Source organism: Maribacter algarum (ex Zhang et al. 2020) (assembly GCF_005885635.1).
Classification (GTDB): domain Bacteria; phylum Bacteroidota; class Bacteroidia; order Flavobacteriales; family Flavobacteriaceae; genus Maribacter_C; species Maribacter_C algarum.
Genome location: NZ_VATY01000003.1, coordinates 119,103 through 141,007, shown reverse-complemented (window position 1 = coordinate 141,007; position 21,905 = coordinate 119,103). Strand labels below are relative to the sequence as shown.

The window sequence follows — 21,905 nt, the reverse complement described above, 5'->3', positions numbered from 1 at the left end:
GTTAGTTTGAATGTAAAAATATTACTTACCTCAATTTCATGCCAAGCAGAGCTGTTATTCATTAAAAATAGGAGCAACCAAAGTTTTTGAAATAGAATTATATAAGTTATTTGAAACGTTCGCTTTAGTTGCATACTTTTTCCAATCAGTTACTATATCTTTAATTTCACTAATTATTTTTTCTCCTTTTTTAATGTTATTGTCCTTTGCTATTTTCATTAAGTCCGATTTCTCAATATTCTTGTGTTTCCCGTTTATACTTAGCGTATGCTGACTTACCCAAATATTATTTGGGTCAAATGAGTAGCAAACATCATAGGCTGGAGAAAGCTCCCATTTACTGTTTTCTTTGAGCCTAAAGGAAAAGTTCTTTGTATGGTCGTCATAATTGGTTGCCATTACATTGAATACCATCCTTCTGAACATTTGCTCGGCCTCCGGATAGGTCAATTTAAGTATTCTCATTGTCTGAAATAATTGCTCGTAACTATAGCCTTGTAAGTTGTTATAATCAAAATGCTGAATTCCGCATAACGTTTGAATATGATGCTTTGTGTTATTGCCTTCTCGGTCGAATCTTTTTGTCATGAAATGCGCTCTTTCGTTTTCTTCGAGTAATCGGCACTCCATCATATTAATTCCGCAGTCTTTGGCCATTAAATAGTATGCGTATTCAACTCTTCCAAATCCAAAACTTTTACCAAATTGCGCATCACTTACACCATCGAGTTTAATCAGCCAATGTTCAAAACCTTTTGGGGAATCCGTCTGCCCTGATCTGACCTCACCGGTTTTTTCATTGTAAGCAATTACTGCTTTTGGTCTGGCACCACCAGCGGATGTTCCTATTGTTAATATTTCACTCATTGCTTTTTGCTCATTGCCCTTGAGATTAGTTTCAAAATTTTCTCTATTCGAGAGCATTTTTTGAGCAACTTCGACTAGGCTTTTTATCTCTACAGCGAATGTTTGATTGTTTGATTTGAGGCTTGCAGGATGAAATTCTAGTGCCCCCATGCCTCTTAATCCGATAAAACATAATTGTTCAACGGGGTTCATGCTGTTTGGTGGTCTACCTTGTTGTGCTAGCCATATGTTTATTAACTGGTTGCCATACTTGTCAGGGAGTGCATCAGCTAGTAATCCTGGAAGTCCTTTAAAAGTAGAAACCTCCTCATTTTTTGATTTTCTCAATTCTGGAAAACTATAAATCCGGTCTCCATTTTTTATAGGCATTTTTATTGGGGATAGGTCTTGATTTCTAGTCAAGAATTTTTTGTCAAATTGAAAACTAGCCAATTGCTGGTTTGTATCCCAACGAGCAGCTCCAACTAATTCGCCCCATATTTTTATTTCAACTGCGTCTACCATTCTGAATCTTCATTTGAATTAGTGGTTTTGTTTCGAGCGCGTTGTCTTTTGTTTTTTTTAAGTTTAGCGTATGCTATTGGACTTATTTCATCACTTACTTTAAAAACGTCCATAACGTATAATAAATCAAGAACTCGTAATACTTGCATTAGACTATTCAGCGATACTTTTTCGCCACGCTCCAATAGACTAAGTGTGGAGCGACTAATATCTGCTGCTTTGGCCACTTCACTTTGTGATTTGTTTTGATTTAATCTGTGATGTTGAATAAAAGCACCTATTGTTTCGATTAGAGCTTTGTCGCTCATTGAAATCCAATTTATGTATGAATTATCATTCATAATATCATTTTTACCTATTTAATGCATGAAATATCATTCAAATATACAGATATTCTTCGATTAATTGATCTTAATTCGCATTAAAAATCATTCACTAAGTACTAAAATTGTAGTTAATGCATGATATATCATGCATTTTTTAAATCAGAATTACTACTAAAAGCTCTATATGTGGCCAAATAAGTAATGAAATTCTAGTTTTGGCCACTTATAAGTTCTTGTTTTTACAATTCCTAACGAACTGGGCCACTTCTTTATACATCGCTGAAACAATAATTCCAATACTCTTTACGACCTCTGATATCAGCTCTTTCATAACATTCGATTAAATTGCCATTAGAATAGCCAAGGCCAATGCCTTCCTGTTTTGGCTGTCTTTTAAATAGTTAGATTCACTTGAATTGGACAAATATCCAAGCTCTAATAGAATAGCAGGACAGTGTTCTTTTATTTCCCTTAAAACCTGAAAATTGCCTTCCTTGGGTTTTCTGGTCATAAAGCCCAGATTCCGATTTAGCTCATTCAAAATTGTTTGGGCGTACATTTCGGATAGTTCATTATTATCATAGGTATAAACTTCTACGCCTTTTATGTTTGAATCACTTATATGATTACAATGCAACGAAATAAAAATATCCGGCTTAATATGTTTGACAAGCCTAGTTCTATCGTCCAATGAGATAAGTGTATCCTTATTCCTTGTTAAATAGATATCATATTTAGATTCCAACAAAATGCTGTTCCAAGTAATCATACTTCGCGCTATGTCAAGAACAATATCTTTTTCTTGAAGGCCGTTTGTCGATACCGTACCTGAATCAATTCCCCCATGTCCTGCATCAAGAACAATAACTTTTCTCTTTGCCTCTAATGTTTGCCCAATAGCTTTGTTGTTACCTAGAATTAATAGACCTATAAGAAGGATTATCCTTGACTTCATTGATTCACGATTTTACGATTCTTCATTGAGCAATATTCAACGAATCTCTCAAAACCATGTATTTCCATTAAAAATTAACGCTATTCCTAGTTAATTTTTAAGAATCCTTTGGTAAAAAGTACAATCCACTTCTACATTCCATAATAATTAATCACAGGCCGAAAATGTTTCGACCTTAAAATTATCAGTTATGGAAAAAGCTAAAAGTCTAACGCTGGCATTCCTGTTTATGAGCCTTGCCAGTTACGCTCAGGTCGGTGGAATCGAAGATTCCGTAAACGACGTATCGGATACCATCCGTGCCATCTTTCCCATTATCCTTGGGGTCATCTTTCTCATAGGTTTCCTATTTAATGCGGGTCACTTCTTCGGTGAAAACGCCGACCTTAAAAAGGGTATTACAAGGGTACTGGTATTTGTACTTATCGCGGGTGCCGTCGTCGGCATCTTTACCTATTTAATCTCAATAGTCGTGTAATGAGAAGCTACGAGGTTTACCGGAACATCCGCAAAGGGGCATTGATATGGGGTCTGCCTATATCGCTTTTTGCCCTTTTGATGGTGTCCGTCGTAGCCTCACTGTTGGTCATTATTTTCTCTTTCAGCTTGATAATGGTGCTCTCTCTTTTTATCTGGAATGCCGGCCTTTTTATAGGTCTAAATAAAATGAACGGCAGCACTCGGCTTTTCAATATCAGAAAGGTATTCCCTAAAAGCATCAGTAATAAAAAAGACAATATCCTGAACCATGTCAAAGATAAATATCTCTAAATATCATCCCATAGCGGACATCAAGGACCACTTGTTATTCTGTAACAACGGGAATGTCGTGGCATGCTACAAGGTGGAACTTCCAGAAATCTATTCCCTTTCGGAAAAGGATTTTGAGGACATGCACAGTAATTGGTTTCAGGCTATGAAATCCTTACCTGTTGGAACCGTAGTGCACAAACAGGACATTTATTTCAAAAAATCCTTCACTTCACAAAACCTACCCAATAACACGTTTCTATCAAAGGCCACGCACGATTATTTTAAAGGAAGGAGTCATATGGAGCACCATGGGTATCTCTTCTTTACACTTACCAAGAACAAACAGCTAAACAACTCAAAATATTTCAACCCCTTTCGCAAAGCGGATGCAAAGATTCCCGAAGTGCTACAAGAAAATCTGCAGCGTTTCAAAGCGGCCGTCAACGACTCGGTTTCATTTATCAATAATGGACGAAAGGTGTCATTGATACCGATGAGGAGTCAAGAAATCGTATCAATGAGTTCGGATTATTTCAACGGCTATAACGACGGATTTGATACAGCTATCGAATTGGGAAGAAAAGACATCCAAATAGGGGAAAATCATTTCGATGTACTTACCGTGAACAGCGAAAGCTGTTTTGGGGAGAAAGTCCAGACGAGTAAAATAAACGAACGCTTTACCTCAGATGATTTCAGTTTTCATCAAGGTTTTATAGATGGGCTTGGGCTTTCCCTAAACGAAAACCATGTGGTCAACCAGATTATCTATCTCGATGATAAACAGAAATGGCGAAAGCTGTTGGACAAGAAAATCGAGGAACTCAACAAGAGTTCCAACTTCGGTTCACAGAACAAGGTCATCCTTAAGAAAATCCAGCACATCCAAGAACAAATCAATACCGATGATAGTTCTCGAATCATACGTGGACACCTAAATGTCATCTATTGGCACCGCGAGGCGCGGAGCCTGGAAAAAATCGCTTCCCAAATAAAAACGGAATTCAAGGAACTGGATATAGTCCCCTACTATCCAAGTAGCGAAGAGCGCAAGAACTATTTCCTGAATAGTTATTGCTGTTTCGCTTCCAACTTTTCAAATGAAGACCTCTATGTGACCGATTTGAAGCATGCCTTGTGCTTGCTGATAAACAACACGAATTATCAATCGGATAAAACAGGAATCATCTTCAATGATCGCGAACATAACATTCCCGTACTCAAAGATGTTTGGGACGAAAAGAAGAAACGGATCAAGGCAAGGAACTTTGCCATTTTTGCCCCAACAGGAGAAGGAAAATCTTTCTTGGCCAATAACATCCTTCGCCAATATTTTGAAATGGATGTCCGTCTGGTCATTATCGACTTAGGGGGTTCGTATACCAAGTTCGCACAGTTATACCCTGAGCAGTATACTGTTCTGCGTTATGAGAGCGGAAAGAACTTAGGTATCAACCCCTTTTATATCTCGGATGTAAAAGATATCAGTCCAGAGCGTTTAGAAGACCTTTCCGTCTTTCTGTTTGAACTGCTGGCATCGGATTTAAAAGTGACCAAGGCACAATCAGTATCGCTAAAGAAAATCCTGCAGCATTATTACAAAACTGTTTCTGAGGCCCATTCCTTGGAGAGTTTCTATGGATTTATCCGAAACAATCGTGAGCAACTTCTGGAAACCCTTGGTATCGACAAGGCGTACTTCAACATTACCAATTTCTTGCACATCCTCTCGGAATATGTCGAGGGCGGATTGTACAGTTTCCTTTTTGAGATGAGCGAGGACCAATCCTATAAAATCGAGGACAAGCGATTGATCGTCTTCGAACTGGACGAGGTCAAGGACAACAAGGAAATCCTGTCCGTTATGCTAAAACTTATCAAAACGGCAATCCAAAGAACAATTTGGCGCAATAAGGAAGAAAAGGGAATCATCCTTTTCGATGAGTTCGCGAAGCAATTGAAGTTTCCCAATGTATTGGAAAGCGTGGAATTCTATTATCAGGCCATTCGGAAACAGGAAGGAGCAATTGGCATTATTTTACAGTCTATCAATCAACTTCCCGATAATTCCACATCTGCAAGTATACTTGAAAACACACAGGTCATTTACAGCCTGAACAATGAAAAAGGATATGACGAATTGATCAAAAGGCTCAACCTTTCGAGCCACGACCTGAACCAACTCAAATCCATTAAGAACGACCTTACTGGTGAACGCAAATACACCGAAATGTTCATCAAGATTGGTAAGGAGAGTAACATCTTCCGATTGGAAGTGCCACCAGAGGTATTCGCGGCCTACCTAACCGACGGCTCCGACAACGAGGCCATAATGGCCCTTTATAAGGAGGAAGACAATATGGAAATAGCTATCAAGCGGTTCTTGGAACGCAAAGCTGCATAGCATAAATAATGAATGTTTAATCAGATGACGAAATCAAAAGCTTCGGCATCACAAAACCCAGAAATCATGAAAATAACAATAAAAAAAATAGTGTTTACGGCATCCCTGATACTGGCCTTAACAATGCCCGGCCGTGCGACGGCCCAGGGGATTCCCGTTTACGACAATGTGAACTTTATCTCCTTTGTCAAACAACTGTTGGAAGCTGGAAAGCAGACCGCCAATATCATCAAGACGGTCAAATTTCTGAAAAAGCAGAAAGAGAATATCGAAAAGGTCAGTGCAGCCATTGAAAAATTAAAGGCAGTACAAGAACTCATCCGCAATAACAAACGCCTTTATGATACGGTGCAGGGAGATTTAAGGGATATTCTTAATTCACCGCATATAAGGGCGGATGAAGTGGAACGGATATCGACATCGTTCAACGCCATCTTAGATCAAGCTACGGAGGATTTGGAGTTCATAAACGAAATCCTATCAAGTGACCATTTGAAATTGACAGATGGGGAACGCATGCGGGCCATCCGTGCACATCAAAAGGAGTCCAAGGAAATGGTGACCGAAATCGAGCGTAAGACTGAGCGGTATCGAGATATCATTGCCTTTCGTGAAATGCAGGACAAGATCAATAATAGAAAAACTAACTATTAAAGATGGAACTCATGATTCCCTTGAGCATAGGACTTGAATATGTAGACGCTGTCTTTGAGACGATCAAGGGCACCGATTTCTCTACCTATACGATTAGGGGTATCAAGGTCTTGGCCGTGCTGTTTTTTTTGGTCAACATCCTTAAAAAATACAATGAGGGAGTTGCCGATAAGGAAGGACATTCATGGGGATTGTCCCCAAGGGATCTCGCAAAGAATTTTGTAATCGTCCTATTGGTCATATTCTCTACGCAGATCCTGGGCTTTTTCGATGGTATTTTGGTGGCTATTGAAGGCCAGTATCGCGATACCGCTCCGGCCTTGATTCCGTTGCAATTACAGGAAATTCCTATTGAAGAAGATGTTGGCGCTTTCGATGCGGCCAAGAAAGCTTGGGCTTTATTGTACGAAGCTTTGGTCACTCCGGTATTCGGGATAAAGATGTTCAGCTTTTTCATTGGATTGGTCCTATGGATGATAGACCTGTTCATCTATCCCTTGTTCTTGGCGGAACGATATTTCCTTTTAGGAATCATGCAGGCCTTTTTTCCTTTGGTCATCAGCTTGGCGGTTTTTGAGAAATTCAGGACTATGGCCTATACCTTTTTCAAATTGTATGCGGCTGTTTATATGCTTGTACCAGCTTTTTTTCTGGTCAACATTTTCGTGAACCAATTGTATTCGGAGATCAATGCCAATTTCTGGACGAACCTCTGGGGAGGGCCAACGGACAATAATACCATCAAGATTTTAGTGGAGGCAGCCACAATTGGGTTTATCGTCTTCCTAAAATTCAAACTGTATAAAAGGGCGACCTCCTTTACGCTAAGGCTTTTCACACAATAGGGTCATTGACCCATTTTAAAAATGATAGAATTATGAAACTACCGTATAAGAACATTTATGATATACTCAAACTGAACCGCTATGTGACGATTATAGTAACCGTTACAGCACTTTTGTCAAGCGTATTTTCAGGGGTGATGGTATTCAATATGTACCAAAAGGCGATGGGAAGCGCCTTTGCCGTGAATACGGATGGCTCTGTTATTCCCCTGAAGCTGGTATCCCAAAAAGAAAACCTTCAGGTCGAGGCATTGTCCCATTTGCAACTGTTCCATGAATACTTCTACGGTATCGATGACAGTAACTATGAAAGCAATTTGGAGAAAGCCCTTTGGCTTGGAAATAGCACAGTTGACAATGTCTATCGGCAGAAAAAGGCCGATGGGGTCTACAACCGGATATTGCAATATTCCCTGGTCCAAAAAGTATTGAGTGTCGAATCACAAGTGGATTTAAGGGCCGAACCCTATCGCTTTAAAACCATAACCGTTTTCGAAATCAACAGAGGGGCTGTCATTGACCGCTATGAAATGGTCTCAACAGGAGGACTTATTACGGTAGACCGAAACTACCCCAAGAACACACATGGTCTGCTGATTACCGATTATTTCGAGAATTCCCTAAAAAAGGTAAAAGAGCAGGAGTGAATTGAACTTAAAAAACGAACTATGAAAATGGACAAAAAGAAAATAGTGTTTGCAGCGGTCATCGGAGTGGTCATCTTATTCATCGTCGGCTATTCGTTTTTTATATTGGGCGCGGATGATGATACTGTCAACGAACTTCAACAGACTTTGGTGCCCGAACTGGAAGAGGGGGAGGATATGTATTCCTCCAAAAAGGTAGCAGTGGATGCCATAAAAGAGGAAAGGGAACGGATTGCCCCCAGTATTTATGACGAACGTTTCTTGGATGAATCGGGAATATACGATGAAGACCTTTTGGACAAAAAGAAACAACGTATCGTGGATAGTATATATCGTATCGGTCGTATAGATTACTCACAGGATTCCGCAGCTTCTGGAACCCGGGAACCATTACGTAAAAAGCGAAGAAAGAAAAACGAGGTTATCGATACAAAGGATACCATTTCTCCCTTGAAGGCAATGGGTCTCGAGCATCAATTGTTCTTTGCCGTTAGTCCCCAAGTGTTGGCGGATGGCACTGGTGAATCTTTGGTAGTCGAAATCGATGGCAAACAGACCATAAAGGTCAATGACCGGCTACAAATGCGAGTAACCCAAAACACGACCCTACAAGGTTTGGAAATCAAAAAAAATACCCTGCTCTACGGAATTGTAAAGTTCCGGCCGAACCGGGTAGTCTTAAATGTGCAAAACATAGCGGGAATTCCACTAAAGCTAAAGGCATACGATAATGCCGATGGATTGGAAGGCATTTACATACGAAACAGTTTTCGGGGCGAGGTCTTTAATGAGGTCTTGAGCGATGCGATTTCTGAATTCAATATACCCGGCGTTCCTGATGTTTCAGGGGCGGTCAATACTGGGGTAAGTGGAGTGAAAAAAGTATTCCAACGCAATAACCGTAACGTTAGGGTTACGGTCAACAATAATTACAAACTCATTTTAAAACCAAAGCTATGAGACGTTTATTCTTAATTTTATTATTGGCAACCTTAGGCAATATTTCATCTGCACAAGAGCCACAGCAATTGGACACGCTTTATGCAAATGAAAAAATGAACCTTGCCATCTTCTTCCCAACAAACATCCGTCAGGGAATAGTCGGTGCGAACAACTTTGTCTTCAGTTATAATCGAGAGCGCGCACAACCACTAGGGCTTTTAAAGGCAACTAAAGGAAATCAAAGTAACCTTCTGGTGGTCACTACCGATGGTAAGGTCTATTCATATGTTATCAAGTACGCTGATTCGTTGAAGGAGATGAACCGTTTTGTTTCCTTTTCGGAAAGTATCGGGCATGTACATCAAAGGGAGTCTCTCGTCATTCGTGACACCATACAAATGGATTCCAATATGGTCGTACACAAACAATACCCAAAAGCGTTTTTGGTAAAATCATCAGAAGCAATGCTCGAACAACCGGAACGAAAGAATATTTTCAAGCGAAAAGAAGGTGTTTCATTGGCCATTAAGAATATGGTCTATTTCGAGGATTTGGTCTTTATGCAGTTCGAGATCAAGAACGAATCGGGTATTGATTTTGACATTGACTATCTGAAAGTAGCGATGGTCATAGGTAACGAGAAACGCAGAGCTTCATATCAATCCGTACCGCTTAAGCCTCAATATGTTTATAAAATGCCTGAAAAAACTAGGCATGCAGAGACTTCAAGGTTTGTTTATGTACTACCGAAATTTACTTTGGGAGATAATGAGAAACTGGAATTAAGGCTAAAGGAATTGAAAGGGAATCGGGAATTGATACTAAGAAGAAGATTATAAGTAAATAGGACGGAATCAAAAATCGATTGCCAATTCTTCGTACACAACCTTCTCGATAATGTCAGGTCTATCACTATCGGCCTTATGTAGGTCCTTGCTTATGGGCCAGGTTTTAAATTCAAAGTCGGGCAAATCGTTGTCCAGAATATCGATTAGGTCATCTTGGTCCAGGTCATCCTCAAGCCAGTATTCAGCTTCGCCGTCTTCAAGTACTACAGGCCTTCTATAATCTCCATATTTGTTGCTAGGTTGATTATGTATGTCTTCGAACAAAGGGGTAGCCTTTTTGGTAAAAATAGAGAAAGTGACCATTTTATCTTTGGTAACATTATAAATACCTGCAAGGTTCATAGGTTTGTCTTTTATTCTTCTAAAGTAGAACGGAACCTTAAAAGGTTTTCCTTTGACCTTTACCGGAGTGGTATGTGGCTCGAAAAAACCATCAACGGGAATTATGCATCGCTTGGTAAAAACATTGTCGCCGTACATGTAATGATTGAATACATCTTCAGACCTGAGATTTAGTCCACCGTAGGCCCCACGGTTTTTCTTAAAATACTCTTTGAATTCAGTACCTTCTGCGGTAGAGGGCATAATACCCCATTTTGCCGGAATCATATGACCTTTTCGCTGTTGAGGAAAAATCCACATATTGGGGTGTGCCCAGCCGTTGGCATGATTGTATATTAATTCGTATTCTTTTTCTTCCTGTTCCCCTAGCAGTCTTTCAATTTCATAATAATCCTCTAACTCTCCGACCTTTCTTGTAGCTCTCGTACTGTAGCACATAACAAATCGTGTTTATTTAAATTTCAATTTACTGAAAATTGTTAAAGTTTTAAAAGTATAAAAAATGATTGATACATTTGGAATAAATCCATAAATAAGGAATATATCCAAATTATGTTTGTTCACAATATTGTTTTTAGAAATAATGGTCGGTTCGCCATTACTACCCTTTTGAGGGAGATAGGAGAAAATACCTTGAACCATCATTGCTGGAACAGAAAGCTCAACAAACCCAGACGCCTCAACCAGTTTTTTTTGGAGGCAAACGAGCACGGAACAAGGCTAAAATATAAATACCCCCAAAAAGGAGTTCATACCATTATGGAAGTCGATAAATATGAACTTCCTGAATGTGGATGGATCAGGGTAAAAGTCAAATGAAAAAGAAAACAGATGTTAGGACCATTTATATTGGAATGCGAAAACTAGACTTGATTGAAGGGCTTACGATTAAAAAGTATCTACCTGAAGGAATACTAAAGAGGGTCCATATGGCCATGGATGATCAGGGATTGGAATGGAGGGATGAAATAATCGAAGACTGCACTATGGTTATTTCTAATAAAGTGCATATTTCGGTCATGTACAAATACGATGCCCTTCGATTTAAGGGCTTATTGCTCTTTTGTTTTATGGACGAACCCAAACATGATTATCGGTTCTCATTTCCTTTAAAGCAGTTTCATATTGAATACTATACAAGAACAAAATATTGAAAGTATTACAAGAACGATTTTACCACTTTTTTAAAACTCTTTACAAAAAGAGGATTTTGTAAAGAGTTTGACTTTTTTACAGTATAGTTCATGGGGCTCAAATGTAATTCTTAAACCCTGCCCAAAAGGCGTTTTGTAAAGAGTTCTGAAAAAAGTCTAAAATTCTTAAGATGGTTTAGTCCTTCTGTTTAATATTCCCTCTTACATAAAGTTTTCCCTTGTCTTTCAGCTGCTGGTATATTTATTTGATAAATACGAGTGGAGCAATTTGAGAGACCAGGACAATCAGGGTTAAAATGATAACGTTTACTGTAACCGCCTTTGCAGATATAGACTTCTCCTTCGTGAAATTCAATGCCAGACATAATCTCCATTGCTTTAGACTGCTTTTGCCTAGTACTTGATGCCTGGGTTTGGGGTTGGTTTTCATCTGTTCGTACGTCGGTGTTATTTGATTTAATGTTTGGAAGCTCTGAAGTTGATTTATAACTATTGGTTTTCTCAGATTGTAATATTATATTTTCCTTACTTGAGTTATTTACTTCTTCCGATCGGGTTTTTAAATCTAAAATTGAGGAATTATTTTGTTTGATATTTTGGCTTTCGAAGCTTTCTTGAGATTCATCATTTATGGCATCGGTTTCAATTGTAGAATTTTGTTCTATTGAACTATTTATCTTTTCATTTTGAGGTTTTGCGTTTGGTTGAGGTGAATTGCCAATATTTCTGGATTCTTTAATTTTCTGAGTTTTTGATGTCTTATTTTTATCGTGTGGTATTGAAGAAAAATTGACTAGATTATTTTGTTCTACAAAATACCACAGAATCCCTAGAAGCAGGAGCCCAATAAAAGAATAAAGCAACCATTTTAAGCCCCTGGTTAGATGTTGAAAGGTTCTAGTAAATGGGCCACTGATTGCATAGACTAGAAGTATTAAAGCTCCTATTAATATACCCGGCAGCCCAAAGGACATCAGGACAAGTAGACCAACCAATAGTCCTAGGGCTCCAAGGCAACCAAAACCAGAACTATCAAAGAAATTCCAACCCCAATTTTTATTGCTGTTTGTCCATGAACCAAAGTTTCTTGACCAAAAGGATTTTTCAAAGCTAGGATTCGAAACTGGGTCTTCAACAATTGTAGCGTTAGATGATATACTATCATTACAAATACATTCTTCTAGAAACTGATTACACTGATTGCAAGTTTCAACTTGGATTTCACTAGTTTCTGTTGAAATTTTTGAAAGATAACCGCTCACAAAACAACAAAGAGTTCCAAAGGTTTGATTACCATCTTTTACAACATCATAAATTTCAACAGATTCTAGTTTAGGGTCATTGATAGTAAGTCTGAAATTGTTATAATCCCCATAAGGAGAGTCTAAATTGACGAGGACATTTTCAAAGCTTTTTTGAGTTAATTGTGTCTCCGATACTATTGAATTGTAAATGGTTTCATTAATTGTTTCCCTATGCTCTTTTTCGTTTTTGAGATTATTAATTTCCCCATGATATATATGGATGTCGTAAAACTCAAAAGTGGAATGCCATTTCTCCTGATTTAAAGAACCATGATATTTTCCCGTGAATTCTCCTTGAACATAGGTTCTTTGTTCTGTTTCATTTGTAAACGTTACAGTCTTATGGCCCATACAGGTGATTCAAGAAGTCTTCCTCTTCTCCAGTTTTAAGTTCAATAGTAATTGGAACCAAGTTGAAAGGCGGATCTTCATATCGCTCTTCCAAGTGTATTTGTTCCCCTATGGCTTTTTCAAAAACTAAGGGATATTGTAATTTTAAATTTTCATATTCTTCTAAAATGATTTTTTTATCTAGTAAAGTCATATTTCTGACATAAGTACTTGTACGAGACATAAAGTATTTTAAAAACAAGGGTGATAGAAATAAAAACAAGAACACAATGGAAATGTTCCAGACCCACTTAAATTTGGAGTTCAACAGTAACAAACCTCTTATGTAATGAGGTGATTCATCAATGCGTTTTTCCGTTTCCTCGATTAGAGCTTTTTTGTCACTTAGCAATTTTCGTTTTTTGGACTCAATTTGATCTAGTTTATCTTGGCTAATTCGAATTCTACCACTAACTAATTGTTCCTTCAAAGCTTTTATATCGCTGTCACTAGCATCTATCGCATCATCGAAATGAGCTGCTGTTTTACGAGTTGCTTTATCGATTTCTCCAACTTTTAGATATGCCAATTCCAAATCCAATGTTCTTTTAAGAATCAGGGTTTCCAAGGGTTTTATGATAGTTAGTCCTAGTAAAAGCATAAAACAGATTCTACAACTCAGTGATACGAAATATCCAATTCCTTTTTTATCGGGATTTGTCGAAATCGTAATAAGGTTAAGCTTATAAATATTGAATATCATCAACGAAAAAAGTACTCCCAACACCCATGATAAATAAGGGATGTTGAAAATTTGAAAAAAAGTATGATGGTATGAAATGACCCCAGAAACAAAGAGGAGGGAAATGATCAACCCGCTAACCGCAAACCGTAACTGAATACCTGTTGAACAGTTTTTTAGTATCTGTCTATCCTCACCCGAGAATTTCCAAAAAAGACCATATTTACTTCTTCGAGCCATCTATGCTTCAGAAATATAGTGTTCTATATTTTCATCGATATTCTTCTTTTCTTTTTCTTTCCAGCGCTCTATGATGTAATCGCTTAGTTCTGTTTGAGCTTTCATCAAAGCGATTTTTTCATCAATTTTTCGTTGTGCTTTATGGCTAATGATTAGGTCTCTTTCTTGCCCTTCTTTGTCTTTGTAGTAGTCGTATTTGATTTGAATACCATCTTCTGCTTTCAACAATTCTTGAATGTTGTCGCCCATAAAATCATAGGGGCTCTTAATCAACATCATTTTGAAGAAAATGGGAGTCAATTCTATGACTACAAAAAGAAGTGTAATAAAAAATGTAATCCATGTACCTGCAATTTTATGAGCAAGTTTTATACGTTCCAATAGCCCATCTAACCCATTCGCGACTTCTTCGTTTTTTGCCAGTTCCTTATCAAGTTCTTCGGTAAGTTGGATTTTTTCCCCATTTAATCTTTCCAATTCTCCACGATGCGCTAGGTCGTAGCCATCTAAATCATTTTCGACTTTATCCATTTGCTGTTTTAAAGCTCTGGAGAGTGGGCCATCTCCTGCTCCTGCTCCTGCTCGACCTTGCAGTTGATCGGTATATTCTTTTTCGGCTAATTTTACTCTTTCAACTACATTACCACGTTCCTCCTCTATTTTTTGTAGATCTTTTTCAATTAGTTCAAACCGACCCTCGTAATTTACTTTTGTTTTCTCTTCGTAAATTTTTCTTTTCTCTAATTGAGCTTGGTGCAGTTCAGCATCGATTTCCGATTTGAACATTCTAATTTCCATAGGTTTGGAAATGGTTATAGCAATGACCAATCCCATGATGATCCTTGGAACAGAATTGACGAATTCACCCCAAGTAATCGCTTCGGTTCCGTCACCCTTCCCTGTAGCTGCAACGATGAATCTATCAATATTGAAAATGATTAGTCCCCAAATCACTCCGAAGACGCTAGCCATAATTGCTGTCTGGGTATGAGTGCCTCCGTCAAGGGCGGAACCTTTCGGCTCAAAAATGGTATATATCGCGTAGCCACCAGCTACGGCGGCCATAAAGCCAGTGGCAACGACAATACCGCCTAGACAAGCATATTTTACTTGGTCAGAGTAAGTACTTCTTTTTAAAATATAGCCATCTGAACCAGCAGCTTTCCATAAAAGACGCATGACTCTACCTGGTTTAGGGCTCTCGTAATATTCTCTTTTCATGATTGGTTATTTTTGGTGATTATGATTGGGCTACCTCTTGATTCTCCTCGATTAGTTCTCTTAGTTTCTGTACTTCTTTTATTGAATGCGTATTGAAAAGAGCAACTGAATATTGGTCTAGAAATTGAGGTCGCTGAAATTGTACTCTTCTTTTCTCTGGTGATTTCGGCATTAAAGACTTTTGGAAGGAAATAGAGTGATTTTGGATGTGCTGCAAACGAATATTGTGATTATGTAGAATCTTATTGAATTCAACAGCTATATTATTCGAGTTTAGAACAACATTGGTTAAATCAATCTTCTCAAGAACTACAACTTTAATTTGTGTTCTAAGCTTTTCTTTATAACCTATTCCATATGCACACAATTCAAATTGAGTTTGTGTACTGTTCGCTTGAAATAAAAGCTCATCAGAATCGAAGAAGATTTTTGAGGAATTACTAACTGTTATGAACAAAGCATTTTTAACTTCCCAGATTAATTGATTGAGGGTTCCTTCAATGCAATAAGAGCTGTTGGGACGAAAGTCTTTACAGGTCATTTTCTTTCTTTGTAAAAGAAAATTTAAAAACCGTAGCGTAATTTTAGGGGTTGCTTTTAGAATATTTAGGGTAGATAGATGCTGATGGAATTTTGATTTTTTCATTTTCTTAGAATTTATCTTTTTCCACAATGAGGGCATGCTCTTTTAATCGAGTCGTCCATGGGTTTTAAATTGTCAATAAATGCGGAACTAAGTATACCTGTAGGTAGGGCAATAAACCCAATTCCTATTAATGCAATAAAAGCACTTAAGAATTTACCAAGAGAGGTAACAGGATAGACATCACCGTACCCAACTGTAGTTAGGGTAGCAACTGCCCACCAAAGTGAATCTGAAATACTGGAGAATTTTTCTGGCTGTGCTTCATTTTCTGCATAAAACATCAAAGTTGAAGACAAAAGAAGAAGAATGCTTGCTATAAAAATGGTAATTACTAATTGTGGTTTAGTTTCTTTTAGAACATTTTTTATACCGTTAAACGAACTAGAATATCTACCTAGTTTAAGTATTCTAAAAAGTCTAAAAAGCCTAAGTATTCTCATAATTCTTAGGTCAAAGGGAATAATAAGCGGTAAGAAAAAAGGAAGAATGGCAATCATATCGACAAGCCCATAGAACGAGAAGATATATCCTGCTCTTTTGGAATTGAATATTCCTTTAATATCATTATGTGAGTCCGCTGTCCAAATTCGTAATAAATATTCCATGGTAAAAATCCCAATAGAGAAGTATTCTATAAACTCAAATGAGGAGTTATAATCAACTCTCAATTCTTGATTTGTTTCGAGAACTAGAGCAACAACGTTTATCAGAATAAGCCCGTAAATAAACTTTGTTACCAGAACCGAATGTAATATGTTATAAAATTGTTTTTTCAAAATAAGATGAAATCAGGTTTACCCGCAGTTACAGCCTTCCCCCACAATCCATTGACAGCATGGATCCGCCTCGCAAGGTGATTTGTTCTTGCCAGAACAGCCACAATTGGATGTGCTTGCACAGTCCTTTACACTATTGCCTGGCTCTTCGCATGCAATACCGTCATTATCGGCATCCAAGTCATTTCGGCAATCAGGATCTGCATTAAAATCAGCTTGTGCTGCTGCTTGTGAAGTGTAATTGGCACAATTGGTATCACGACAGGGAGTTGAACCACTTTCAGAAGAACAAGAAAACACGAATAATACAAGAAAGAACGGTATACACATTACTAGAAGACACCCACTATTTTTCGATTTTTTAAAGTTCTTACGATAGGTGAAACCTGATATACCTGTTCTTATTGAATATCCTTTTGAACTAATAGAACCTCTCTTAGTTCTTAAACTCGGTGAGATTCCGAACTTACTAATGTTAAGTCCGAATCCCTTACCTAGCTTTATTCGTTTTTGAAGTCTAAAGCTCATTTAGTTGGTTTGATCATCAATTTCGGCATCTGCTGCATCTCGTTTTACAGCGGCTACACCATTTAAGCAAGCTATTTTGGTTGTGTATCTTTCGCTGGTTGCAATAATTTCTCCATTACCCTTAGAGTGGAGGTTGAACATAAATTGACCATCACTGGTGTCTTTGATAACAAATTTTGGAAATCCCATTTTCTTATATTTAAAGATTAATTCCTCAAACCTAACCCTATCAAAAGGCAAAGCCTTGCGGAAAACCGCAGAGCATCTTACTTTTTAAAAAACAGGTTAAATGAGACCGAGACTGGTAACTAAATGAACTAATTGAGCAGGGGTAGATGCGTTGAAATCATCTTTAAGCTTACTTAGGCATGATTCGATAGAGCGAACGCTATTGGGAGTAATTGAGTGTTTCTTAAAATGAATGCTTATTTCGCTTTGCTTGTACCCATTTGCCAAAAGCTGTAGTAATTGTTGTTCGTAGGTATTGAGCTGAAGAAGATTTTTCTGTTGTAGCGAAGCGGTTGCAATTGGGCAAGTATATTTTTGGCTATTATTTAGAGCTTCAATGGCTCGCTCAAGTTCTTTTAAGCCATTAGTGCCTTTGCAGACATACCCATCAATTTGCTGATGGGTAAATAAGGATTGAATAGTGGTTTGTTTATCGATAACACTGAATACAATGACCTTTATGGAAGGCTGAATCTTTTTTACTTCTGAGATAAGAGTTTCCCCAGTCGTTATCTTGTTTTTTCGATAGGTATTGTCATAAGAAAGGTCGCTAATTAGAAGTTGGTAGGGGTTTTTGTCGAATATTGCTTTCTTAATTTTCAAAAGCGCATCATCGCAGTATTGTGCTTGATTAACTTCTTTAATATTTAGTGTGCCAAGTTTCGCAACTATTCCAAAATTGTTACTATCAGTATCTTCCGCAACAAAAACCTTTTTAAAATTCATTAAGTGCTATTAAATGGGAAACTTCATTTTTATGGTCAAACCTTCATTCGGTTTTGAATCGAAATTAATACTTCCCTTGAGGTCGTGCATGCGGTTTTCCACATTCTTTAGACCATTTCCGAAATCTTGTTTACTTTTTTCAAACCCGATACCGTTGTCGGTGTAATTTATTTTAAGCGACCCATCTTTTTTTGTAAAAGTGATTCCAATAAAAGTAGCCATACTATGCTTGCGCATGTTCGTGAACAATTCTCGTACGATCCAGAAAAATTGAATTTTTTTGTCATGTGACAGAACATCCCAAAAACTGGAATCTAATTTAGTGGTTGCAATTTTGATGCTATCACTACTGTAAGAATTCATAAGAGCCATCAGTTCATCGCCATAAGTTTCGTCAGTTTTGATTGGGGTATATTCTCTAGTGATATCCCTAGCTTTTTGGTAAACCGTATCCAATCCTTCTAAAATCATAAGAGCCTCTCCGTTCTCTGTGAGCTGTGGATTTTTTTTGATTTGGGTCATTAGGTAGAAGATATCGTTTCCTACTTCATCGTGTATTTTTTTTGCGAATCTTATCTCAGTTCTGTAAGCCGCTTCTATCTTGGCACGTTTTCGTTGTTGGTTTTTGAAATACACAATTAAACCTATAGCCAGAAGGGAAGCGAGAAATGCGGAAAGATATAACAGATTCTGTTTCTCCTTTTGAGCTTTTTCAGCCTTTAAGACAAGATTATCGTTTGTGAGTTTGTTATTGTCGTACTTTGTTGTTGCGTAGATACTTCTTACTTTTTGTTGAATTTCAGTTAATTCGTTCCTTGTTTTGGAATAAAGGACCGCTTCTTGATGCAATTCTAATCCAAGCTCCGTTTTAAGGGGAATTACCAAATCAAGAGCTTCTAATATTGATACTGGGTTTTTAAGGGTTTGTGCATTTTTTAGAGCAGCGGTTGCATGTTGCAAAGATTTGTTTAGGTCAACGTTTTTATAATACTTGGAAAGATGAACGTTACTTGAAATTAATCCAGAAATTGAATTCCTTTCTTTTCTTATTTGAAGTGACTTTAAAAGCAACTTCTCACTTTCATTATTGGTGGGGTTTTCTAACCATTTGACACGACCTAAATTGGTAAGCAGCCGAGCGTATTCGATTTTATTTTCCTTAACTATTTTCTCTTCGAGTAGGCTTTTGAAAATGGAAATGCTTTCATCGTAGTGTTGTTCCTCTGCTAAAATATTGGCTTTTGTATTTTTATATAACAACATATTCGCTGTCTCTAAATTTGATTTTTTCTTGACACTAATAAGCAGGGAAATTGCTTTTTCATTCCATTTTAGGCTTTCGGAATAGTTTTTCTGTTCTTTTAATGATACAGAGATGATATGATAAAGTCCGGAAACATTTCTATAATGGTCAGTTTTGATTAGATATTTTAATGCCTCAATAGCCGTCTCCTGACTTGCGGTAAAATCACCTATTCCTTTTTGAATATTTGCCATGGAAATAAGCCGATTAGAAGCATTCAAGCTATCTCCTAATGCCAAGTGAATTCGATATGAGTGGTTATAATTGAGAAAGGAGGTGGAATACTGGTCAAGTTTTTTTTGATAAAAGCCTAGTCTGAAATGCGCCTCGGCTAAAAGAGAGCTGTCGGGAATTTTCTTAGAAAAACTGAGTAGTGTTTTGGAGTAATGAATTGCACTATCGTAATTCTTCTGTCTAGCGAGAAGTTTAATTTTATCTTTTATCAGTGCTATTTGAAGGCTATCTTGTGTGAATTCATAAGGTAAATCAACAACAGTATAACTTAGGGAATTGAATATGCTCAATGATTTTAAAAAAATAATAAAGAGGGACAATGCAAGAAATTGCTTCATCCCTCTAAGTTAGAAAATAACTCCTAATTTTCTTACAGTTATGCGTCCGGATCGGGATCTACATCCCCATCATCTCCTTCAGTGGATTGAGTCTCATAAAGAGTATCAGTTTCCGCAATGGAATCGGTTGTACAAGAAAATAAAGACATATTCAATACTAAGGCCATAATGGCCAACATTACTTTTTTCATGATTCTAAAAATTTAATTGTTAAACAAAAGGGTGGCTGTCCGCGCTTTCGGCAGAAAGTGTTTTTAGGTACAGCTACCCATTGAAAATTGAAGCGTTCTAGACGCTAATTGAGAAGTAGAAATCCAATTGCGGTAGTTTTCAGCTACTTCTCAACGGCTATTGACAAGCCGCAATGTGGATTCCCGCAATGATTGATGTTGTACGTTGCTTTACTTGCAGGGTAAAGCGCTCATCAATCATTGGGCAAATTAAATCATGAAGTGATGGACAGTAGTAGTCAGAGTTTGGAAAGGTTTGTCCAGATTATGTCAGACAATTTTGTCCAAATAATGTCTAAGTTTGAATATATTTAAAATGCTAAAAAAGAGGAGTTTATGATTTTGAAATTACTTAAAGCGGCTTTTGAAAAAATAGAAAGACAAACAAGCAATAAAAGTGATAATGGTAGGGCTGCCCATCTCGAACATGAACTTCGAGAAAATTATAAAATATCAGTATCTGCAAAATCTTTAGTGAGATACCTTAAGGAAGAGTCCGCTCCAAAAACTGAGTTATTAAACAAACTTGCTGAATTTTTAGATTATGAGAATTATGAAGACTATGTAAGTAAAAATTCAGGGGGTGATAAAACTCCTAAGAAAAATTTAAAGGGAGGCTCAAAGCTAATTAAAGATGGTATAAGATGGAAAGCTAGAAATACTTGGATGGCTTTTGTTGCCTTGATTATTGGTAACCTCGCTTATATAGGCTTAATTAATGATGAGAAATGTATGGTTTGGGTAAATGACCATTACGAGAAATGCGAGTGCACGGGACAAGCCTTGGAATTTGAGTTAAATGAAACTGAATTGGAAAATTTCAGAAAAGTTTCGGTTTGTGATACTACTAAATTCTTTGAAAAGTATGATGCGATAATCTGGTATGACAAGTACAATAACAAGATGGAATATTTCACCTTTTACGGTAGGAATCCCATTAATGGAAGAACTTTAAGGCCAATAACTCAAACTATTATAGATAATCACGTACAACCATGTGATAGCTTATAAAAATTTCCGGTTAATGGGATGGTTTTATTAAAATTTTGAAGCTACTGCGGATATCCACAGAAAATTACTCTATCAGTTCGGTACTTTTATTTTTGAATTTTTTAAATGAAAGTTATGACAAAAGTTGAAGCTATTAAACCTGGTCCTAAACCAAAAAAAGAAGATGGTTCTCCAGATAAAAGGAGAAGAGTAAATCCTGAAAACAAACCAAAGCATCCAAAATTAAAACCTCATAAGCATAAACCAAATGATTAACTATTAACGGCGAAATCGACCTAAATTCCATACAATTTTGCGTAAACAATTACTTGTTTAAACTCTGTATATTTGAGAGACAATAATTGTATAAATGGTAAAAGAAGTAACAATATATTTTGACAGTCCTAAAGATTTTATTCCAAAAAATATAAGGCCGTTAAACGGTATTGCAGGTTTGTATTTTATTTTCACCCAGTCAATAGATATCAATTATCCATTTGATAAATCGAAACTATTATACATAGGTATGAGTGAAAAGAAAACTAATAGTATTGGTAGTCGGTTATTAGGACATTTTGATGGTAAATCAAAGAACCTAGGACTATCTAATTATAGAAAGACAGAGCCATTACTTTTTACCTATATAAATTTCGAGATGTTAAGAAGTGTTTGGGAGTTTAGAATTGAAGATTTAGAAAGTTACTTCCTTCTCGATTTTGTTGATAAATATGGTGTCTACCCTATTTGTAACAATAAGACTAGTTCAGAGATTTTGAATAATGAGTTAATCACTAGTTTCCGAATTAACTGGGAGTATTTTAAATAGAA

General features: G+C 37.1%; 26 protein-coding genes. 12 read left to right on the top strand and 14 right to left on the bottom strand.

Annotation, left to right across the window (positions count from 1 at the left end):
* Positions 1-54 precede the first annotated feature (54 nt).
* The 3 genes from FEE95_RS14440 to FEE95_RS14430 all read right to left on the bottom strand — a co-directional run bounded on the left by FEE95_RS14440 (position 55) and on the right by FEE95_RS14430 (position 2,652).
* Positions 55-1,371 carry a type II toxin-antitoxin system HipA family toxin gene (locus FEE95_RS14440; protein ID WP_138658715.1) on the bottom strand — a complete coding sequence of 439 codons (1,317 nt, stop codon included), beginning with the start codon at positions 1,369-1,371 and terminating at the stop codon, positions 55-57.
* Positions 1,365-1,679 (bottom strand): helix-turn-helix domain-containing protein, encoded by a 315-nt coding sequence (locus tag FEE95_RS14435; RefSeq protein WP_238474589.1) that lies wholly within the window; start codon positions 1,677-1,679, stop codon positions 1,365-1,367. The genes FEE95_RS14440 and FEE95_RS14435 overlap by 7 nt, the downstream gene beginning before the upstream one ends.
* Positions 1,680-2,037: 358 nt before the next feature.
* On the bottom strand, positions 2,038-2,652 hold the full coding sequence (locus FEE95_RS14430) for an N-acetylmuramoyl-L-alanine amidase family protein (protein ID WP_138658713.1): 615 nt from the start codon (positions 2,650-2,652) through the stop codon (positions 2,038-2,040).
* A gap of 190 nt (positions 2,653-2,842) precedes the next feature.
* Here FEE95_RS14430 and FEE95_RS14425 point away from each other — a divergent pair, with 190 nt between their 5' ends.
* From FEE95_RS14425 to FEE95_RS14390, 8 genes are all read left to right on the top strand, one after another.
* Positions 2,843-3,130, top strand: coding sequence for a hypothetical protein (locus tag FEE95_RS14425; protein ID WP_138658712.1), 288 nt, complete (start codon positions 2,843-2,845; stop codon positions 3,128-3,130).
* A complete protein-coding gene (locus FEE95_RS14420; protein WP_138658711.1) occupies positions 3,130-3,423 on the top strand; it encodes a hypothetical protein in 294 nt (97 codons plus the stop codon). The genes FEE95_RS14425 and FEE95_RS14420 overlap by 1 nt, the downstream gene beginning before the upstream one ends.
* Complete coding sequence (locus FEE95_RS14415) at positions 3,401-5,809, top strand: TraG family conjugative transposon ATPase (RefSeq protein WP_138658710.1); 2,409 nt, start codon at positions 3,401-3,403, stop codon at positions 5,807-5,809. The genes FEE95_RS14420 and FEE95_RS14415 overlap by 23 nt, the downstream gene beginning before the upstream one ends.
* Before the next feature lie 66 nt (positions 5,810-5,875).
* A complete protein-coding gene (locus FEE95_RS14410; protein WP_138659193.1) occupies positions 5,876-6,463 on the top strand; it encodes a type IV secretion system protein in 588 nt (195 codons plus the stop codon).
* A 2-nt stretch (positions 6,464-6,465) separates the two neighbouring features.
* A complete protein-coding gene (locus FEE95_RS14405; RefSeq protein WP_138658709.1) occupies positions 6,466-7,308 on the top strand; it encodes a hypothetical protein in 843 nt (280 codons plus the stop codon).
* A 32-nt stretch (positions 7,309-7,340) separates the two neighbouring features.
* Positions 7,341-7,955, top strand: a complete 615-nt coding sequence (locus FEE95_RS14400; protein WP_138658708.1) for a conjugal transfer protein TraK — start codon at positions 7,341-7,343, stop codon at positions 7,953-7,955.
* 21 nt (positions 7,956-7,976) lie between these two features.
* Positions 7,977-8,915, top strand: a complete 939-nt coding sequence (gene traM / locus FEE95_RS14395) for a conjugative transposon protein TraM (RefSeq protein ID WP_138658707.1) — start codon at positions 7,977-7,979, stop codon at positions 8,913-8,915.
* The gene (locus tag FEE95_RS14390; RefSeq protein ID WP_138658706.1) at positions 8,912-9,736 is read left to right on the top strand and encodes a DUF4138 domain-containing protein; all 825 of its coding nucleotides are present in this window, start codon (positions 8,912-8,914) and stop codon (positions 9,734-9,736) included. Before traM ends, FEE95_RS14390 begins: the two co-directional genes overlap by 4 nt.
* A gap of 15 nt (positions 9,737-9,751) precedes the next feature.
* Here FEE95_RS14390 and FEE95_RS14385 read toward each other — a convergent pair whose 3' ends face one another.
* Positions 9,752-10,525 carry an SOS response-associated peptidase gene (locus tag FEE95_RS14385; protein ID WP_138658705.1) on the bottom strand — a complete coding sequence of 258 codons (774 nt, stop codon included), beginning with the start codon at positions 10,523-10,525 and terminating at the stop codon, positions 9,752-9,754.
* 377 nt (positions 10,526-10,902) lie between these two features.
* Between FEE95_RS14385 and FEE95_RS14380 the strand changes: the two genes are divergently transcribed.
* Positions 10,903-11,241 carry a hypothetical protein gene (locus FEE95_RS14380; protein WP_138658704.1) on the top strand — a complete coding sequence of 113 codons (339 nt, stop codon included), beginning with the start codon at positions 10,903-10,905 and terminating at the stop codon, positions 11,239-11,241.
* Between the two features lie 188 nt (positions 11,242-11,429).
* Here FEE95_RS14380 and FEE95_RS14375 read toward each other — a convergent pair whose 3' ends face one another.
* The 10 genes from FEE95_RS14375 to FEE95_RS22165 all read right to left on the bottom strand — a co-directional run bounded on the left by FEE95_RS14375 (position 11,430) and on the right by FEE95_RS22165 (position 20,048).
* A complete protein-coding gene (locus FEE95_RS14375; protein WP_138658703.1) occupies positions 11,430-12,896 on the bottom strand; it encodes a hypothetical protein in 1,467 nt (488 codons plus the stop codon).
* The gene (locus tag FEE95_RS14370; RefSeq protein WP_138658702.1) at positions 12,886-13,857 is read right to left on the bottom strand and encodes a DUF4407 domain-containing protein; all 972 of its coding nucleotides are present in this window, start codon (positions 13,855-13,857) and stop codon (positions 12,886-12,888) included. Before FEE95_RS14370 ends, FEE95_RS14375 begins: the two co-directional genes overlap by 11 nt.
* Complete coding sequence (locus FEE95_RS14365) at positions 13,858-15,078, bottom strand: DUF4407 domain-containing protein (RefSeq protein ID WP_238474587.1); 1,221 nt, start codon at positions 15,076-15,078, stop codon at positions 13,858-13,860.
* Positions 15,079-15,097: 19 nt separating this feature from the next.
* Entirely contained in the window at positions 15,098-15,724 is a 627-nt protein-coding gene (locus tag FEE95_RS14360; RefSeq protein ID WP_138658701.1) for a hypothetical protein, read from the bottom strand.
* Positions 15,725-15,735: 11 nt separating this feature from the next.
* Positions 15,736-16,500: an ion transporter gene (locus FEE95_RS14355; RefSeq protein WP_238474586.1), complete on the bottom strand. Its 765-nt coding sequence runs from the start codon at positions 16,498-16,500 to the stop codon at positions 15,736-15,738.
* An 18-nt stretch (positions 16,501-16,518) separates the two neighbouring features.
* Positions 16,519-17,028 carry a DUF4236 domain-containing protein gene (locus FEE95_RS14350; protein WP_138658699.1) on the bottom strand — a complete coding sequence of 170 codons (510 nt, stop codon included), beginning with the start codon at positions 17,026-17,028 and terminating at the stop codon, positions 16,519-16,521.
* Positions 17,029-17,217, bottom strand: coding sequence for a YegP family protein (locus tag FEE95_RS14345; protein ID WP_138658698.1), 189 nt, complete (start codon positions 17,215-17,217; stop codon positions 17,029-17,031).
* A 96-nt stretch (positions 17,218-17,313) separates the two neighbouring features.
* Positions 17,314-17,982, bottom strand: coding sequence for a helix-turn-helix domain-containing protein (locus FEE95_RS14340; protein ID WP_138658697.1), 669 nt, complete (start codon positions 17,980-17,982; stop codon positions 17,314-17,316).
* 9 nt (positions 17,983-17,991) lie between these two features.
* Positions 17,992-19,857 (bottom strand): ATP-binding protein, encoded by a 1,866-nt coding sequence (locus tag FEE95_RS14335; RefSeq protein ID WP_138658696.1) that lies wholly within the window; start codon positions 19,855-19,857, stop codon positions 17,992-17,994.
* A 38-nt stretch (positions 19,858-19,895) separates the two neighbouring features.
* Positions 19,896-20,048: a hypothetical protein gene (locus FEE95_RS22165; RefSeq protein WP_171037053.1), complete on the bottom strand. Its 153-nt coding sequence runs from the start codon at positions 20,046-20,048 to the stop codon at positions 19,896-19,898.
* 375 nt (positions 20,049-20,423) lie between these two features.
* Between FEE95_RS22165 and FEE95_RS14330 the strand changes: the two genes are divergently transcribed.
* The 3 genes from FEE95_RS14330 (at position 20,424) to FEE95_RS14325 (ending at position 21,903) form a co-directional block, all read left to right on the top strand.
* Positions 20,424-21,098, top strand: a complete 675-nt coding sequence (locus tag FEE95_RS14330; RefSeq protein ID WP_138658695.1) for a hypothetical protein — start codon at positions 20,424-20,426, stop codon at positions 21,096-21,098.
* A gap of 114 nt (positions 21,099-21,212) precedes the next feature.
* A complete protein-coding gene (locus FEE95_RS22160) occupies positions 21,213-21,353 on the top strand; it encodes a hypothetical protein (protein ID WP_171037052.1) in 141 nt (46 codons plus the stop codon).
* A 94-nt stretch (positions 21,354-21,447) separates the two neighbouring features.
* On the top strand, positions 21,448-21,903 hold the full coding sequence (locus FEE95_RS14325; RefSeq protein ID WP_238474585.1) for a hypothetical protein: 456 nt from the start codon (positions 21,448-21,450) through the stop codon (positions 21,901-21,903).
* Positions 21,904-21,905: the final 2 nt, after the last annotated feature.